The sequence below is a fragment of the Streptomyces sp. NPDC005202 genome (genome assembly GCF_040608235.1).
GTDB lineage: Bacteria > Actinomycetota > Actinomycetes > Streptomycetales > Streptomycetaceae > Streptomyces.
This window is the reverse complement of sequence record NZ_JBEXHW010000003.1, coordinates 285,799-301,754: the sequence shown is the minus strand read 5'-3', so window position 1 is coordinate 301,754 and position 15,956 is coordinate 285,799. Positions and strand designations below refer to the sequence as shown.

Below are 15,956 nucleotides of genomic sequence, written 5' to 3'. Positions count from 1 at the left end.
ACACGCCCCCACGTCTGACACGAAAGTTTCACCCCGCACGGCAAGCCACGAAAGATACTTTCAGGCGGTGTGACGGGAGGCCTCACGCATGACGGACGACGCAGCGAGCAGAGGAGCGGACGGACTGACTCGCCGTCAACTGGGCAGGGCCTCTTTGGCTTTGGCGGGAGCACTCGCCCTCGCCGACCTCCCTGCCGGTCCGGCCGCCGCGACCACGGCATCGGCCCGTCCCACCACCCTGCGGCACGGCCCTGCCGAGCGCGCCGGTCTGCTCCCCGCCCACCTGCGCCAACTCGTCACCGACGCCGAGGCGTTCCTCGGCCCCTCCCCCAAACACCCCTGGTACGCGGGCGCCGTGCTGCTCGCCGGTCGCGGCGGCACCGTGGCGCTGCACGAGCCGATCGGCATGGCGGTGCGCTACTCCGCGTACGACGAGAAGACCGACACCGGCATCGAGTTCCCGCCCGACCGGCAGATCCCGATGGCCCAGGACACCGTCTTCGACCTGGCCTCCGTCTCCAAGCTGTTCACCTCGATCCTGGCCGTGCAGCAGATGGAGCGGGGCGCGCTGGAGCTGGAGGGGACGGTCGCGTCGTACCTCCCGGACTTCGGGCGTGCGGGCAAACAGGACATCACGATCCGTCAGCTGCTCACGCACACCTCGGGCTTCCGCGCCTGGATCCCGCTGTACAACGCACCGACCCACGAGGAGAAACTGCAGCTCATCTGGAACGAGGCGCCGCTGAACCCGCCCGGCACCGCGTATCTCTACTCGGACCTGAACCTGATCTCCCTGCAGCTCGTGCTCGAGAAGATCACGGGCCGGACGCTGGACACACTGCTGAGCGAGGAGATCACCGGCCCGCTCGGCCTCGGCCGCACCCGCTACAACCCGCCCGCCTCCTGGAAGCCGAAGATCGCGGCCACCGAGGACGCCCGCAAACCCTGGTCCGGGCTGGACCGGGGGCTCGTGTGGGGCGAGGTGCACGACGAGAACGCCTTCAGCCTCGGCGGCGTCGCGGGCCACGCGGGGGTGTTCTCCTGCGCGTGGGACCTCGCCGTGCTGGGCCGCACGCTGCTCAACGGCGGCGCCTACGGGCGGGCGCGCATCCTGGAGCCGGAGTCGGTGGAGCTGATGTTCACCGACTTCAACACCGCCTTCCCCGGCGACGAGCACGGCCTCGGCTTCGAGCTCTACCAGCACTGGTACATGGGCGCGATGGCCACCCCGCGCACGGCCGGGCACACCGGCTTCACGGGCACCTCGCTGGTCCTCGATCCGACGACCGACTCCTTCCTGATCGTCCTCGGCAACTCCGTGCATCCGGTCCGCAGCTGGCGTTCCGGCTCCGCTCCCCGGGTCGCCGCCGGCAACAACCTGGCGCGCGCCGTGCCGGTACGCCCGGTCCGGGGCCGTACCGCCTGGTTCTCCGGCATGGCGAGCGCCACGACGGCGACCCTCGCCCTTCCCGGGCTCGACACCTCGTCCGGCCGGGCGCGACTGCGGTGCGCGGTGTGGTGGGACACCGAGCCGCAGTCGGACGTGCTGGTCCTCGAGTGCACGACGGACGGCGGCAGCACCTGGCAGCCGGTGCCGTTCACGACGACGCCCCGGGGCGAGGACCCGCAGGGGCACCCGGCGGGCACGGCCACCGGCTTCTCGGGCCGCGTCTGGCACGGTCTCGCGGCCGACCTCCCGGCGGCCCGGCAGCTGGCCCTGCGCTGGCGGTACACCACGGACCGCCTGTACGTGGGCCGCGGGGCGTACATCGACGCCCTGCGCGTCGAGGCGGCAGGCGACGTCGTGTTCGACGAGGCACGACCGGCCGACGCGGCGCGCATCGAGGCGACGGGGTGGACGGCCTCCGGGAACTAGGGTGCGGTCGCGCCGTCGGCCCGCTCCCCGGCGGGGACGGCGGGCCGGCGGACGGGAGTGGGTGCCGTCACGGGTTGAAGACGGCCTTCTGCACCTCGTTCGGTCCGTCGAAGTGGTCCTGCTTCAGGCCGTCGAGACGGCTGACAATCCTGTCGTCGGCCTTGTTCCTGCGAGCGCGCTCCACCAGGTGCTGCTTGTCCGTCGGGTAGTCCATGCCGCTGAGGGCCTTCTGCAGGTCGATCGGGCTGAGGTCGGCCATGGGAGCCTCCCGGGGGTGGGGGGTGGTACGGCCGTCCGCGGGGGCGGCCGGGTCGTACGGTTGCCTTCGCCCTGCCGGAGTGCCCCACGACGGGAGAGGTATTCAGCCGCTCTGTCCCTCCAGCACCGCCATGGCCGCGTTGTGCCCCGGCACCCCGCTGACCCCGCCGCCACGCACCGCGCCCGCGCCGCACAGCAGCACGTTGGCGTACCGGGTCTCCACGCCCCAGCGGCCGGTGCCGTCCTGGGCGTACGGCCAGCTCAGGGCCCGGTGGAAGATGTTGCCGCCGGGCAGCCCGAGGTCCTGTTCCAGGTCCAGCGGGGTCTTGGCCTCGATGCACGGCCGCCCGTCCGCGTCGGTCGCCAGGCACCCGGCGAGCGGCTCGGCGAGGTGCGCGTCAAGCTGCGCGAGGGTCGACTTCAGCAGTTCCTCGCGGACGGCGTCGTTGTCCCGGGCGAAGAGCCGGGCGGGTGTGTGCAGGCCGAAGAGGGTGAGCGTCTGGTAGCCCTGCGCGACCAGGTCGGGGCCGAGGATCGTGGGGTCGGTCAGGGAGTGGCAGTAGATCTCGGAGGGCGGCGCGGCGGGCAGTTCGCCGGCGGCGGCCTGCGCATGGGCGGCGGCGAGCTGCGCGTAGCCCTCGGCGATGTGGAAGGTGCCGGAGAAGGCCTCGTGCGGGTCGACGGAGGTGTCGCGCAGCCTGGGCAGCCGCTTGAGCAGCATGTTCACCTTCAGCTGGGCGCCCTCGGCGGGCTCCGGCGGCGCGTCGCCGGTCAGCTGGGCCAGCGCCTGCGGCGAGGCGTTCACCAGGACGTGCCGGGCGCCGACCGTGCCCTCTCCGTCCCGGGTGCGGTACGTCACCTCGGCGGTCCGTCCGTCGGTCGCCACCCGCAGGGCCTCGTGGCCGGTGGCGATGACGGCACCCGCCTGGCGGGCGGCGGCGGCGAGCGCGTCGGTCAGGGCGCCCATGCCGCCGACCGGCACGTCCCAGTTGCCGGTGCCGCCGCCGATCACGTGGTAGAGGAAGCAGCGGTTCTGTCGCAGGGAGGGGTCGTGTGCGTCGGCGAACGTGCCGATGAGGGCGTCGGTGAGGACCACGCCGCGCACCAGGTCGTCGGCGAAGTGCTCCTCGACGGCGACGCCGATCGGCTCCTCGAACAGGATCCGCCAGGCGTCCTCGTCGTCGACGCGGCGGCGCAGCTCGTCGCGGGTGGGCAGCGGCTCGGTGAGCGTGGGGAAGACGCGCTGGGCGACGCGGCCGGTCATGCCGTAGAAGCGCCGCCAGGCCTCGTACTCGCGGTCCGAGCCGGTCAGCCGGGCGAATGCCTCCCGGGTCCGCCGCTCGCCGCCGCCCACGAGCAGCCCGGTGGGCCGTCCGTCCCGCTCGGCGGGCGTGTACGAGGAGATGGTGCGGGCGCGGATGCGGAAGTCCAGATCCAGGTCCCGCACGATCTTCCGCGGCAGCAGGCTGACCAGGTAGGAGTAGCGGGACAGCCGGGCGTCGACCCCGGTGAACGGGCGGGTGGAGACGGCGGCGCCGCCGGTGTGGTCCAGCCGCTCCAGCACCAGCACGGACCGTCCGGCCCGTGCCAGGTAGGCGGCGGCGACCAGCCCGTTGTGGCCTCCGCCGACGATGACGGCGTCGTACGTTCCGTGTCCCTCGAGTGCGGTCATGCTTCTTGGTAACACGTGATGATCTAGGTCGGCCAGTGGTGGGCCCGTGCGCCGGGCTCAGTGGCCGCCCGCTGCACGCTGCTGGCGCAGCACCGCCACCCTGCGGTACAGCTCGACGGCTTCCGCGCCGCGGCCGAGTTGTTCCAGGCAGTGGGCCTCGTCGTTGCGGCTGGCGAGGGTGTCGGAGTGGTCGGGGCCCAGGACGCGTTCCCGGGCGGCGGCCACCAGGCGGTATTCGGTGAGCGCGTCCGCCCAGCGGCCGAGCCAGCCGAGGCCGACGGCGACCTCGCGGCGGCTGACCAGGGTGTCGGGATGCTCGGGGCCGAGCACGCGCTCGCGGATCGCGCACACGTCGCGGGACTCCGCCAGTGCCTCCTCCCACCGGCCCAGGCGGCCGAGGTTGACGCCGAGGCCGTGGCGGGCGCGCAGGGTCTCGGAGTGGGCGGGGCCGTGGACGCGGGTGCGGTCCTCGATCAGACCGCGGTACAGCTGGAGCGCCTCCGCGCTGCGGCCGAGCCGGCCCAGGCTGATGCCGACCTCGTAGCGGGCGGCAAGGGTGTCGGCGTGGTCGGGGCCGAGGGCCTGGGCGCGTGCCTCGGCGACCTCGCGGTAGGTCTGCAGGGCCTCGGCCCACCGGCCCAACTGGCCCAGTGCGTAGGCGACTTCGTACCGGGTGACCAGGGTGTCGGGGTGGAGCGGTCCGAGCACCCGGGCACGGGCGGCGGCCACCTCGCACGCCATGCGGTGGGAGTCCTCCGGGCGGCCGAGCCGACTGAGGTTGAAGGCGAGGTTGTGGCGGCAGCGCAGGGTGTCGGGGTGTTCGGGGCCCATGGTCCGATCCCGGGCGGCGAGCACCGACGCGTACACCTGGTGCGCGTCGAAATGACGGCCCAACTGCCCCAGTACGTAGGCCATTTCCTGACGAGCGGCGAGCGTGTCCGGGTGGTCGGCGCCGAGCACGCGGATTCTGGCCTCGGTCACCTGCTTGTACTCGCGCAGCGCGTCGGCGGCGCGGCCCGTGCGGCTGAGGGTGAAGGCCAGCTCGTAGCGGCTGGCGAGGGTGTCGGGGTGGTCGGGTCCGAGGAGGTGGGCGCGCTCGGCGGCGACCGCGCGGTGCACCTCGCCCGCCTCGGCCCAGCGGCCGAGCCTCCCCAGGCTCAGGCCCGCGTTGTGCCGCCCGGCGAGCGCGGTGACGGTCTCCGGCCGCGGGGCGGGCTGTTCGTCGGGGGCGGGCCGCTCGGTGCGGCCGGTGACGGAACACGCGATCCACTCGCCGGTGAGGCCCGCTGCCGCGTCCGGAGGCGTGGTGCGCAGCCCGGCCCCGGTCGCCTTGTGGCCGGTGGTCATGCCGTGGGTCCACGACGGCAGGCGTGCCTCGCGCGCCGCCGGCTCGGGCGGACTTGGCTGCGGGCGGGGCGTGACCACCGTGGGCACGTACGCCGGAGCGGTCCGGCCCGCGATGATGCGGCGGCACAACTCGTGGGCGTCCCGGGGCCGTTGCTCGGGAAGCTTGGCGAGCAGGTCGAGGATGATCCGCTCCAGGTACTCGGGGAGCTCGGCGCGGTGACGGCGCGGCGGTGCGGGCGCGGTGTCGCGGTGGCCGACGAGGACGGCCCAGGCGTCGTCGAGGTCGAACGGCGGTGCCCCGGTGGCGATTTCGTACAGCACACAGCCGAACGAGTACAGGTCGCTGCGCTGGTCGACCTCGGTGCCGCTGATCTGCTCCGGCGACATGTAGTGCGGGGTGCCCATGGCGATGCCGGTGCCGGTCAGCCGGGCGGTGAAGCCGATGTCGTGGCCGAGGCGGGCAATGCCGAAGTCGCAGATCTTCACCGTGCCGTCGGTAAGCCGCATGATGTTCGCCGGTTTCAGGTCCCGGTGCACGATGCCCTGTTGGTGGGTGTAGGCGAGGGCGGCGGCGACCTGTTCGGCGATCTCGACGATGTCGGGGACGAGCAGCGGGTGGTGCTTGTTGTCCTCCAGCAGCTGGCTGAGGTTGCAGCCGTCCAGCAGCTCCATCACCAGGTAGAGGATGCCGTCGGACTCGCCGAAGTCGTGGACGACGGTCACCCCGCGGTGCTGGAGCGCGGCGGCGACCCGGGCCTCGCGCCGAAACCGCTCGCGCAGCACCCGGGTGAAGGACGGGTCGTGGTGCGGGCCCAGCGGCTTGAGGCACTTCACGGCGACGTGGCGGCCCAGCGACTCGTCCCGCGCACGCCACACCTCGCCCATGCCGCCGCGCCCGATCAGGTCGAGCAGCCGGTACCGGCCCTGGACCAGCCTGGTGTCCGCCATCTCCCGCCGTCGCCCCCGTCGCCGTATACCCCGCCCTCCCCTGGCTCGTCCAGTATGGCGAGCTATCGTCCGACTTTGTACGGTGCCGGACGGGAGTCGGCACCGAGCCTGGCCATCGCGCGGAGGATGTGTTTGGGCGGGAGTTGCCACCGCACACGTGCGGGAACGCAGCGCAGCAGGGTGCCCGTGGCACGCAACCGGCGGGTGACGGTGGCAGGTGGTGGGGCCGGTCTGCCGTACAACTCGTGGGCGTACGGCGGCAGGGAGGCGTACGCCAGATGCGCCACGCGCCGCCACAGCACCTCACGCGCCGGGACCAGCAACGGGTGCGTCGGCGGGCGGAGCAGGAAGTCGTCCACCTCACGTGCCTCGGCCCCGGCGGCGAGTTCGGGCCGCACCTTGTCGAAGTAGGCGGCCAGCTCCCGCCGACCGGAGGGCACGGCCTCGGGGGCGAGGCCCACCAGGCGGGCGCTTTCCCGGTGTTCGGCAATGTAGCGGTCGGCCTGGGCGTCGGTGAGGCGGAACCCGGAGCGGCGCAGGACGTGCAGATAGGAGTCAATCTCCGCGCAGTGCACCCACAGCAGCAGTTCGGGTTCGTCGATCCCGTACGTCTCCCCCGTCTCCGGGTCGGTCGCGGACAGCATGCTGTGGATCTTCCGCACCCGGGCACCTGCCCGCTCGGCGGCCTCGGTCGTGCCGTACGTCGTCGTCCCGACGAAGTGGGCGGTGCGCATCAGCCGGCCCCAGGCGTCGCGCCGGAAGTCGGAGTTCTGCAGCACGCCGCGCACCGCGCGCGGGTGCAGGGCCTGCAGGTACAGCGCGCGGACGCCGGCCACCCACATCATCGGGTCACCGTGCATCTGCCAGGTCACCGAGGAGGGCCCGAAGAGCCCGGGGTCACCGGTCGGTGTGGTCTCCACGTCGGCAGGCTAACGCCGTACCCGCGGCATCCCCAGCCGATCCAGGAGATGATCTCGCGCTGGATCTCGTTGTTGCCGCCGCCGAAGGTGAAGATCACCGCAGAGCGGTAGCCGCGTTCCAGTTCGCCGTGCAGGACGGCGCCGGCCGAGCCCTCCTTCAGCGCGCCCGCGGCGGCGACGACCTCCATGAGCCGGGCGTAGGCGTCCCGGCGTGCCTCGGAGCCGTAGACCTTGACCGCGGAGGCGTCCTGCGGGGTGAGGGTGCCCTCCTGGACGGCGCCGACCATCTGCCAGTTGAGGAGCTTCATCGCATCGAGCTTCACGTGGGTCTGGGCCAGCCGGCGGCGTACCCAGGGCAGGTCGAGGACGCGGCGGCCGTCGGCGAGCTTGGTCTGCGCCGCCCAGCGCTGCACGTCGTGCAGGGCGCGGATGGCCATGGTGCCGTGCGCGGCGAGCGTGACCCGCTCATGGTTGAGCTGGTTGGTGATCAGCCGCCAGCCCTGGTTCTCCTCGCCGACCCGGCGGGAGGCGGGGACGCGGATGTTCTCGTAGTAGCTCGCCGTGGTGTCGTGCGAGGCGAGGGTGTTGATGAGCGTGCAGGAGTAGCCGGGGTCGGAGGTCGGCACCAGGAGCATGGTGATGCCCTTGTGCGGCGGTGCCTCGGGGTCGGTGCGCACCGCCAGCCACACCCAGTCCGCAGTGTCGCCGTTGGTGGTCCAGATCTTCTGCCCGTTGACGAGGTACTCGTCGCCGTCCCGCACCGCGCGGGTCTTCAGGGACGCGAGGTCCGTGCCCGCGTCGGGCTCGCTGTAGCCGATGGCGAAGTCGATCTCGCCGGAGAGGATCTTCGGCAGGAAGTACGCCTCTGCTCGTCCGTGCCGAACTGCATCAGCGTCGGGCCGACCGTGTTGAGCGCCATCAGCGGCATCGGCACGCCGGCCTGGGCGGCCTCGTCGAAGAAGATGAACTGCTCCATCGGGGTCAGACCGCGCCCGCCGTACTCCTTCGGCCAGCCCACACCGAGCCAGCCGTCGCTGCCGAGCCGCCGGACGGTGTCGCGGTAGAACCGCTTCTGGGCGGCCGGGTCGGCGTGGTGGGCGTAGGCGCCTGCCGGCACCAGCCCGGCGAAGTACGCGCGCAGGTCGCTGCGCAGCCGCTGCTGCTCGGGCGTGTGGTCGAGATGCACGGCGCCTCCAGGCTCCCAAGGCCGGCCCTGACGGCGCACACCGTAGAACGTGTTTCAGAAATTGGGAATGCCGGTGCACTGCCCGGCCCTCGGCCTTCCGTGTCAGCTCAGCGTCGCGATGAAGTCCGTGCAGGCCCGGGCGCACGCCCGGCAGGCCTCCGCGGTCTCCTCGGCGCCGGGATGCCGGTCGAAGAGCTGTGCGCTCTCCAGGCACTCGGTCCGGCACCACTCCAGCTGGACGCGGATGCCGGCCTCGTCCTGGCTGTTCTGCTCGGACAGCACACGGCAGGTCGCGTCGCACACCTCCGCGCACATGATGCCCTTGCGCCGTGCGAGTTCCTGCTCGTCGCTCCCGCCGGGATCCACCAGGCTCGCGCGCAGCGCGCACGCCCGCGCGCACTCCGTGCACGCCTGCGCGCATGCGAAACGATCCTCGAGGAATCGGATGAGCTCCTGTTGCGAACTCGTCGATGGTGTCGTAGGCACACCGCGCGGGTAGCCGGTGCCGAACCCGCCAAACCGGTGTTCCCAAGGGTTCCGCCCCGTTTTCCCGGTCCCTCTCAGGGCACCCGCCCGGCCCGGAGAACAACGACTTACGGAGGTGGATCCGTGCCCGGACGACAGGAATTGCCGTCGACGCTGGAGCGCTCCTCCCGGGACGCCCAGCGCACCTGGATCAAGGCCCACGACTCGGCGGTGGAACAGTACGGCGAGGGCGAGCGGGCACACCGGGTGGCGTACGGCGCGCTCAAGCACATGTACGAGAAGGTCGGCGACCACTGGGAGCGCAAGGAGGGCGGCCGCAAGGGCCCCTCGGACCCGCGGTCGGCCCGGCCCCGGCAGCAGGGCGGGCGCAGCGGCGAGGGCGTCGACGAGAGCGCGTCCAAGGAGCACCTCTACGACGTGGCGCAGCGCCTCGGCATCGACGGGCGGTCCCGGATGTCGAAGGGGGAGCTGCTGGACGCGATCCGCAAGGCCAACCGTTCGAAGACCCGCGAGGCGCGCTCGAGGTGAGCCGGTTCACCGCAAAGACCGGGGGTACTCGCCGACCATGAGTACCGCATCGCTGGACATCGCCGTGACCCGGGACCTGCTGGTCGGCATCGGCCCGTTCGTCGCGGGCCTGATCGTCATGCCCTGCTGATCGGCGCCTTCTGGATGGGCGTCCGCATCCGCCGCCGCGAGCCCGCCCCACCGCGCCCCGAGGAACAGCCGCGGGTGCCGGACGAGGGTCCGGTCCGCGAGGTCCTGGAGAACCGCGAGCCCGACGAGGTACCCAGGAGCCGTGACCGTCTGACGCCGCACCGGCTGAAGGCGCACGGCAACCCCGGGTCCCGGACGATCCCGACGCAGCAGCGCCCCCGCTGGGACGAGGGCAGCACCGGCTCGTTCGGCAGCGGCGGGCCGGGCGTCCGTCGCTGACCTGCATGTGAGGCCGTCGCAAGAGGGAAGTGAGATCCATGGCCGACGACGCCGGCCGCAGCAGCCTGCCCCTGCCCGACTACGACCATCTGCCCCTCGGCGCCCTCGAGAGCCGGGTGCGCTCGCTGACCGTCGAGGAGGTCGAGGAGCTGCTCGCCTTCGAGCGGACGCACGCCGACCGTCTGCCGGTCACCGAGGTGCTGACCTCGCGTCTGGAGCAGTTGCAGTCGGGCGCCCAGCCGACCCAGGGCAATCCCGCCGCCCTGCGCCCCGAGCAGGCCGGGAGTCACGCGGGCTCCCCGGTGACCCCCGCGACCTCGCCGCAGCCCTTCAGCCCGCCGCCGCACGGCACGCCGGACCAGCGGGGCAAGCCGAAGGGTGACCGCACGTAGAGCACGTAGAGCACGTAGAGCACGTAGAGCACGTAGAGCACGTAGAGCACACGTGGATCGCAACTGCAGCCCGGTGCGGGCCAGTCGGCCCCCATCAGCAGGGCGAGGACGCCACAAGTGGTGGCCCAGCGCGCCAGGACCTGTCCGAGTCTCCGGTTCGTCCGCTGCCGCGGCGACCCCTGACACGGCCGCTGCGCGATTCTCCTGTCCACCGCCATGCGCCGCGGGTACCCGGGCGCGTCGCTCCCCCGCAGACCGCTCCCGCGAGCCCCCGGGTGCCCCGGCCGGTTCCGTCGACGATGATGGGTTTGCGCGGCCGCGCAACCGGTCACCCGGGACCGCGGAGAGGAGGCGCCGTCGCCATGTCACGCCTGACTCCGTCCCGCCTGACGTCGGGCGTCGCCGGTCGCGGAGACGGACACCTCCGGCGGCCGCGTTGAACGAGCGGGGCTCCACCGACCGCGCAACGGCGCACCGCTCGTGGGTCGTTGAGCTCTACCGGCGCGGCAAGGAACTGGAGCTCATGCACCGGGCCATGGGCTTCGCCACGCTCGCCCTGGTCACCCTGGCCCCGCTGCTGATCGTCGTAGCGGCGGCGGATCCACTGCACCAGGGCGGGTTCGCGCTGTGGCTGGTGGATGCCATGGACCTGTCCGGCCGGTCCGCCCGGGCGGTCTCGGAAGTCACCAGCCCGGCGCGCCAGGTGGTCGGCACGACCAGCGTGTGGGGCCTGGTGCTGCTCGCCCTGTTCGGCCTGTCGTTCGCCTCCAGCGTCCAGAACGGCTACGAGCGGGTGTGGCGGCTGCCCGCCGGGCCCTGGCACCGGATATGGCGCCAGGCGGTCTGGCTCCTCGTGCTCATGGTGTACCTGTACGTCCAGGTGCAGACCCGCACCGTGCTCGCGGGGACGTACCGCATGCTGCTCAGTGTGGCGATCGGCATGCTGTTCTTCTGGTGGAGCCCGCGCTTCCTCCTCGGCCACCAGGTGCGCTGGCGGCTGCTGCTGCCTGGCGCCTTCTTCACCATGGTGGGCCTGGTGGGCCTGCGGACGTTCTCGTACCTGGTGTTCACCCCGCTCATCGTCACCAACGCGGTCAGCTACGGTGCCGTCGGCACGGTCCTGGTGGTGGAGTCCTGGCTCGTCGGCGCGGGGTTCGTCGTCCATGGCGGTGCGCTGCTCGGCCATCTGTTCTGCGACCGGATGGGGCACCTGCTGAAGCACGAAGAGCCCGCGGACTGACGGCCGGTCCGGCCGCCCGAGCGCGTGTGGCGGGCGCCGAGCGGGGCACTCGGGCCGCGCTCGCACGATCCGGGCGGCAGCAACGGGGGAGGTTTCCATGGTGGCCGTTGACCGGTCCTACACCGACCGGGGCGAGGTGCCCCTCGGCGGGTACGCCGCGCTCGCGGCGACCTTCACGGCGGGCGCCGCGCTGTGCGCCGTGGCGGCCCGGCGCCTGGGGGTGCGGCTGCCCGACCGGATTCCGCTCTGGGACGTCGCGCTGCTGGGCGGAGCGACGTTCAAGGCGTCGCGGCTGCTCTCCAAGGACAAGGTCACCAGCTTCCTCCGCGCGCCCTTCATCCGCCGCGAGGCCGCCAGCCCGGCCGGTGAAGTGACGGACGAGCCCCGCGGCAGCGGCGTCCGGCGCGCCGTCGGGGACCTGGTGTCCTGCCCGTTCTGCACCGCCGTCGGGGTGGCCGGTGCCCTCGTCGGCTGCTGCGCCTGTGCGCCGCGGGCCGCCCGTCTCCTGGGCGCGGGCCCGGGCGCCGTCACGTGCGGACTGGCTGCAGTACGCCTGGAGCTGGACGGGGCAGAAGGCCGAGGGTTGAGCGCGTGACCGAGTTGGCCGTGCTGGTCGGGCTGCAGGCGTCGGGCAAGTCCACCTTCTACCGCCGCCGGCTCGCGCAGCGCTTCGAGCTGGTGAGCAAGGACCTCTTCCCCCGTGGCGCCCGCGGCAAGCAGGCCCGGCAGATGCGGCTGGTCGAACAGGCGCTGGCCGCGGGCCGGTCGGTGGCCGTCGACAACACCAATCCCTCCCCCGAGGAGTGGCGCCCCCTGATGGACGCCGCTCGCGCCCACGGCGCCGCCGTCGTCGCGTACTGGTTCCCCCCGGACCCGGCGAACTCCCTGCGCCGCAACGCGGCGCGCGCGGGGCGCGCCCGCGTCCCGGACGTCGGCATCCACGCGACGCTGAAGCGGCTGCGCCGGCCCCTGCCCGCCGACGGCTTCGACGCCGTGTACGACGTGCGGTTCGACGGCCGCGGATGCTTCGAGGTCGGGCAGGCGGCCTGAGGCGGGCCGGGCGCGGGTCGCACCGCACGGCGCCGACGCGCGGCAGCCCCGCGGGGAGGGGCGGTACAGGTGACCTTCGCGGCCACAAGGTCGATACTGCGGAGAGCGGGTGGACGAAACCCGCCGAGCCGCCCATGGCGCGCACCTGTCGACCGAGCCGGAGACAGATCCGCGCCTTTCCCACCACCCCGCACTCGACCCCACGGAAGCGCCAGACCGAGAACGCCCCGCCGGGCTCACCAGGAGGCAGCCATGAAGATGCTCATCAACGTCGCGGAAACCGTGGTCGCGGACGCGCTGCGCGGTATGGCGGCCGCCCACCCCGAGCTGACGGTCGACGTGGAGAACCGGGTGGTCGTACGACGGGACGCCCCCGTGGCCGGGAAGGTCGCCCTCGTCTCCGGCGGCGGATCCGGGCACGAGCCTCTGCACGGCGGATTCGTGGGCCCGGGGATGCTGTCGGCGGCCTGTCCGGGAGAGGTCTTCACCTCCCCGGTGCCGGACCAGATGCTGCGGGCCGCGGCGGCCGTGAACAGCGGGGCCGGCGTGCTGTTCATCGTGAAGAACTACACCGGTGACGTGCTCAACTTCGACATGGCGGCCGAGCTCGCCGAGGACGAGGGCATCCAGGTCGCGAAGGTGCTCGTCAACGACGACGTGGCGGTGACCGACAGCCTGTACACGGCGGGGCGGCGCGGCACCGGCGGGACACTGTTCGTGGAGAAGATCGCGGGCGCGGCGGCCGACGAGGGGCAGCCGCTGGAGCGGGTCGAGGCGATCGGCCGGCAGGTCAACGAGAACTCCCGCAGCTTCGGCGTCGCCCTGAGCGCGTGCACCACCCCGGCCAAGGGCAGCCCCACCTTCGACCTGCCGCCCGGCGAGCTGGAGCTGGGCATCGGCATCCACGGCGAGCCGGGACGGGAGCGGCGGCCGATGATGACCTCGGGCGAGATCGCCGACTTCTCGGTCAACGCGATCCTGGAGGACATGAACCCGCGCAACCCCGTCCTGCTGCTGGTCAACGGCATGGGCGCGACCCCCCTGCTGGAGCTGTACGGCTTCAACGCCGAGGTGCACCGGGTGCTCGCCCAGCGCGGTGTGGCCGTCGCCCGCACCCTGGTCGGCAACTACGTCACCTCCCTCGACATGGCGGGCGCTTCGGTCACCCTGTGCCAGGTCGACGAGGAGCTGCTCCGGCTGTGGGACGCGCCGGTGAAGACGCCGGGCCTGCGCTGGGGCATGTGACACCGACGGCGGGAGCCACGGGCGCGTTCACCGTACGTACAAGGCCGTACCTACACGCAAGGAGATCCAGTGCTCGACGCCGACTTCTTCCGCCGTTGGATGACGGCGACCGCAGCGTCCGTCGACCGCGAGGCGGAACGGCTCACCGCCCTCGACTCGGCCATCGGAGATGCCGACCACGGCAGCAATCTGCAACGCGGCTTCACGGCCGTGCGGGCCGCGCTGGAGAAGGAGGCGCCGGACACGCCCGGCGCGGTCCTGACCCTCGCCGGGCGTCAGCTGATCTCGACGGTCGGCGGCGCGTCCGGGCCCCTGTACGGGACCCTGTTGCGCCGTACCGGCAAGGCGCTCGGGGACGCCACCGAGGTCAGTGAGGAGCAGCTCGCCGAGGCGCTGCGCGCGGGCGTCGACGGAGTCATGACGCTGGGCGGGGCGGCCCCGGGCGACAAGACCATGGTCGACGCGCTGGTGCCGGCGGTGGACGCGCTGGGCGACGGCTTCGCCGCGGCGCGGGCCGCCGCCGAGGAGGGCGCGGAGGCGACGACGCCGCTGCAGGCCCGCAAGGGCCGGGCCAGTTATCTGGGTGAGCGCAGCATCGGGCACCAGGACCCCGGTGCCACGTCGTCCGCGCTGCTGATCGCGGCACTCGCTGAAGCAGCGGAGGCCTGAGGTGAGTGACGAGAAACTGGTCGGCATCGTGCTGGTCTCGCACAGCGCGGAGGTAGCCGCATCGGTGGCCGAACTGGCGAAGGGGCTGGCCGGAGGCGCCACGGCGGTGCCCGTGGCCCCGGCGGGCGGCAGAGAGGACGGCGGGTTCGGCACCAGCGCCGAACTGGTCTCCGCCGCGGCCGCGTCCGTGGACCGGGGCGCCGGGGTCGCCGTCCTGAGCGACCTCGGCAGCGCCGTGCTCACCGTGAAGGCGCTCCTCGCCGAGGGCGACGAACTGCCCGGCAACACGCGCCTGGTGGACGCCCCGTTCCTCGAGGGCGCGGTGGCCGCGGTCGTCACGGCGGCGGCGGGCGCAGACCTCGACGCGGTGGAGGCGGCGGCCACGGAGGCGTACAGCTACCGGAAGGTCTGAGACCACCGCCGGGCGAGCCCGCGAGCCCCGTCCGGTCCATTTCGGATGCCTCGATCTGCGGGGAGGCCATGGCCTGCGCGAAGGTCTCGGCCTGCGCGCGTGCCATGGCCTGCGCGAAGGTCTCGGCCTGCGCGGGTGGCATGGCGTGCGCGGGTGGCATGGCGTGCGCGGGTGGCATGGCGTGCGCGGGTGGCATGGCGTGCGCGGGTGGCATGGCGTGCGCGGGTGGCATGGTGTGTGCGGGTGGCATGGTGTGTGCGGGGGTCTCGGCCTGCGCGCGGGACATGGTGTGCGCGGGAGCGGCGCCGGTCGGTGCCCCGTGCGGCCGCGGCCGGCCACGTGAGCCGGCGCCGGTCACCTGCCGCGTGCGGTACCGCCGCTCACCAGCTGGCGTGCCAGCCGCTCCCCCGCCGCCACGGCGGCCGCGTGGTCCTCGATGGCGCTGACCCGGGCGTTCTTGAAGACGATGTAGGTCACGCCCGAGCGCGCGCCGCCGCGACGCGGGTCGGCAGGAATGCCGAGGCGCCGTGCGGTGGCGTACGAGGCCTCGCCGATGAGGTCCCGCGGCCCGGTGTCACCCACGACCGCGTACTGCACCCGGTCCCGGTAGACGACGGCCGCGACGGATCCGCCGCCCACGCCGTGGGCGCGGGGGTTCCAGACGCGGCTCGCGGCGGGCACGACGATGTACGGCAGGCGCTCGGCGTTCAGGTGGCCGCCGTCGGACTGCTGGTAGGTCGAGGCGGGGTAGAACTGCGGGTCGGTGCGGCGGTTGCAGCGGGCAGTGGGCCGTCCGTCGCAGTCGATGTCCATGTCGGCCTTCCAGAAGACGGCACCGTGCAGGCCGCAGACCGGGACGGCGGCGGGCGCGCCGGCGTCGGAGCGGTAGCGGCCCCGGGAGACAGGTGTGCAGTCACGCACCTTGGCCAGCAGGTCGGCGGCGCGGACATCGCCGTCCTGCCGCGCCGCCGGCTCCTCGCTGGGACCCAGCGGGTCGGCGGCGCGGACATCGCCGTCCTGCCGCGCCGCCGGCTCCTCGCTGGGACCCAGCGGCGTGACGGCGGGGGGAGGCTTCGTCGAGGCGAGCAGGACGGCGCTTGCCGCGACCAAAGTCAACGACGGGACACGCACGATGGAGAACCCCTCTCCTGGGGGACATTGACGGACACTCACCCTGAAATGGTGTCAATTCGATCGTGCGGTCAACGTTAAGGGATCGGACGGCGCACGGCCCGTAACTGCGTACAGGCGGCCGGGGACCCGAGTCCGTGTCGGCTCCGGCCCCGGCCGCCCGCGCCGGCGCGGCATCAGCGACGACA

At 73.0% G+C, this 15,956-nt stretch carries 15 protein-coding genes and 2 pseudogenes; 10 read left to right on the top strand and 7 right to left on the bottom strand.

Annotated features, from left to right (window positions below; translation table 11 throughout):
* The first annotated feature begins 88 nt into the window (after positions 1-88).
* Positions 89-1,876, top strand: coding sequence for a serine hydrolase (locus tag ABZV31_RS08070; protein ID WP_355889719.1), 1,788 nt, complete (start codon positions 89-91; stop codon positions 1,874-1,876).
* A 67-nt stretch (positions 1,877-1,943) separates the two neighbouring features.
* On the opposite strand, the gene ABZV31_RS08065 is transcribed toward ABZV31_RS08070, so the two are convergent.
* The 6 genes and pseudogenes from ABZV31_RS08065 to ABZV31_RS08040 all read right to left on the bottom strand — a co-directional run bounded on the left by ABZV31_RS08065 (position 1,944) and on the right by ABZV31_RS08040 (position 8,693).
* Positions 1,944-2,135 (bottom strand): DUF2795 domain-containing protein, encoded by a 192-nt coding sequence (locus ABZV31_RS08065; protein ID WP_355889716.1) that lies wholly within the window; start codon positions 2,133-2,135, stop codon positions 1,944-1,946.
* 102 nt (positions 2,136-2,237) lie between these two features.
* The gene (locus tag ABZV31_RS08060; RefSeq protein WP_355889713.1) at positions 2,238-3,806 is read right to left on the bottom strand and encodes an NAD(P)/FAD-dependent oxidoreductase; all 1,569 of its coding nucleotides are present in this window, start codon (positions 3,804-3,806) and stop codon (positions 2,238-2,240) included.
* Positions 3,807-3,863: 57 nt separating this feature from the next.
* Complete coding sequence (locus ABZV31_RS08055; RefSeq protein WP_355889711.1) at positions 3,864-6,101, bottom strand: serine/threonine-protein kinase; 2,238 nt, start codon at positions 6,099-6,101, stop codon at positions 3,864-3,866.
* A gap of 62 nt (positions 6,102-6,163) precedes the next feature.
* Complete coding sequence (locus ABZV31_RS08050) at positions 6,164-6,961, bottom strand: oxygenase MpaB family protein (RefSeq protein ID WP_355890085.1); 798 nt, start codon at positions 6,959-6,961, stop codon at positions 6,164-6,166.
* Positions 6,962-7,030: 69 nt separating this feature from the next.
* Positions 7,031-8,207 (bottom strand): annotated as a pseudogene (locus ABZV31_RS08045) (acyl-CoA dehydrogenase family protein).
* A 102-nt stretch (positions 8,208-8,309) separates the two neighbouring features.
* A complete protein-coding gene (locus ABZV31_RS08040) occupies positions 8,310-8,693 on the bottom strand; it encodes a ferredoxin (RefSeq protein WP_355889708.1) in 384 nt (127 codons plus the stop codon).
* Positions 8,694-8,816: 123 nt separating this feature from the next.
* Here ABZV31_RS08040 and ABZV31_RS08035 point away from each other — a divergent pair, with 123 nt between their 5' ends.
* From ABZV31_RS08035 to ABZV31_RS07995, 9 genes and pseudogenes are all read left to right on the top strand, one after another.
* Positions 8,817-9,221 (top strand): ChaB family protein, encoded by a 405-nt coding sequence (locus tag ABZV31_RS08035; RefSeq protein WP_355889705.1) that lies wholly within the window; start codon positions 8,817-8,819, stop codon positions 9,219-9,221.
* Between the two features lie 37 nt (positions 9,222-9,258).
* Positions 9,259-9,629 (top strand): annotated as a pseudogene (locus ABZV31_RS08030) (DUF6479 family protein).
* Between the two features lie 38 nt (positions 9,630-9,667).
* Positions 9,668-10,021 (top strand): hypothetical protein, encoded by a 354-nt coding sequence (locus ABZV31_RS08025; protein WP_355889702.1) that lies wholly within the window; start codon positions 9,668-9,670, stop codon positions 10,019-10,021.
* Positions 10,022-10,535: 514 nt separating this feature from the next.
* A complete protein-coding gene (locus tag ABZV31_RS08020) occupies positions 10,536-11,261 on the top strand; it encodes a ribonuclease BN (RefSeq protein WP_355890082.1) in 726 nt (241 codons plus the stop codon).
* 97 nt (positions 11,262-11,358) lie between these two features.
* Positions 11,359-11,856, top strand: coding sequence for a DUF1360 domain-containing protein (locus tag ABZV31_RS08015; RefSeq protein ID WP_355889699.1), 498 nt, complete (start codon positions 11,359-11,361; stop codon positions 11,854-11,856).
* A complete protein-coding gene (locus tag ABZV31_RS08010; RefSeq protein ID WP_355889696.1) occupies positions 11,853-12,311 on the top strand; it encodes an ATP-binding protein in 459 nt (152 codons plus the stop codon). Before ABZV31_RS08015 ends, ABZV31_RS08010 begins: the two co-directional genes overlap by 4 nt.
* Positions 12,312-12,563: 252 nt before the next feature.
* On the top strand, positions 12,564-13,556 hold the full coding sequence (gene dhaK / locus ABZV31_RS08005) for a dihydroxyacetone kinase subunit DhaK (RefSeq protein ID WP_355889693.1): 993 nt from the start codon (positions 12,564-12,566) through the stop codon (positions 13,554-13,556).
* Between the two features lie 69 nt (positions 13,557-13,625).
* Positions 13,626-14,225 carry a dihydroxyacetone kinase subunit DhaL gene (dhaL, locus tag ABZV31_RS08000; RefSeq protein ID WP_355889691.1) on the top strand — a complete coding sequence of 200 codons (600 nt, stop codon included), beginning with the start codon at positions 13,626-13,628 and terminating at the stop codon, positions 14,223-14,225.
* Position 14,226: 1 nt separating this feature from the next.
* Positions 14,227-14,637: a PTS fructose transporter subunit IIA gene (locus ABZV31_RS07995; RefSeq protein ID WP_355889688.1), complete on the top strand. Its 411-nt coding sequence runs from the start codon at positions 14,227-14,229 to the stop codon at positions 14,635-14,637.
* 354 nt (positions 14,638-14,991) lie between these two features.
* Here ABZV31_RS07995 and ABZV31_RS07990 read toward each other — a convergent pair whose 3' ends face one another.
* Positions 14,992-15,768, bottom strand: a complete 777-nt coding sequence (locus ABZV31_RS07990) for a glycoside hydrolase family 75 protein (protein ID WP_355889685.1) — start codon at positions 15,766-15,768, stop codon at positions 14,992-14,994.
* Positions 15,769-15,956 lie beyond the last annotated feature (188 nt).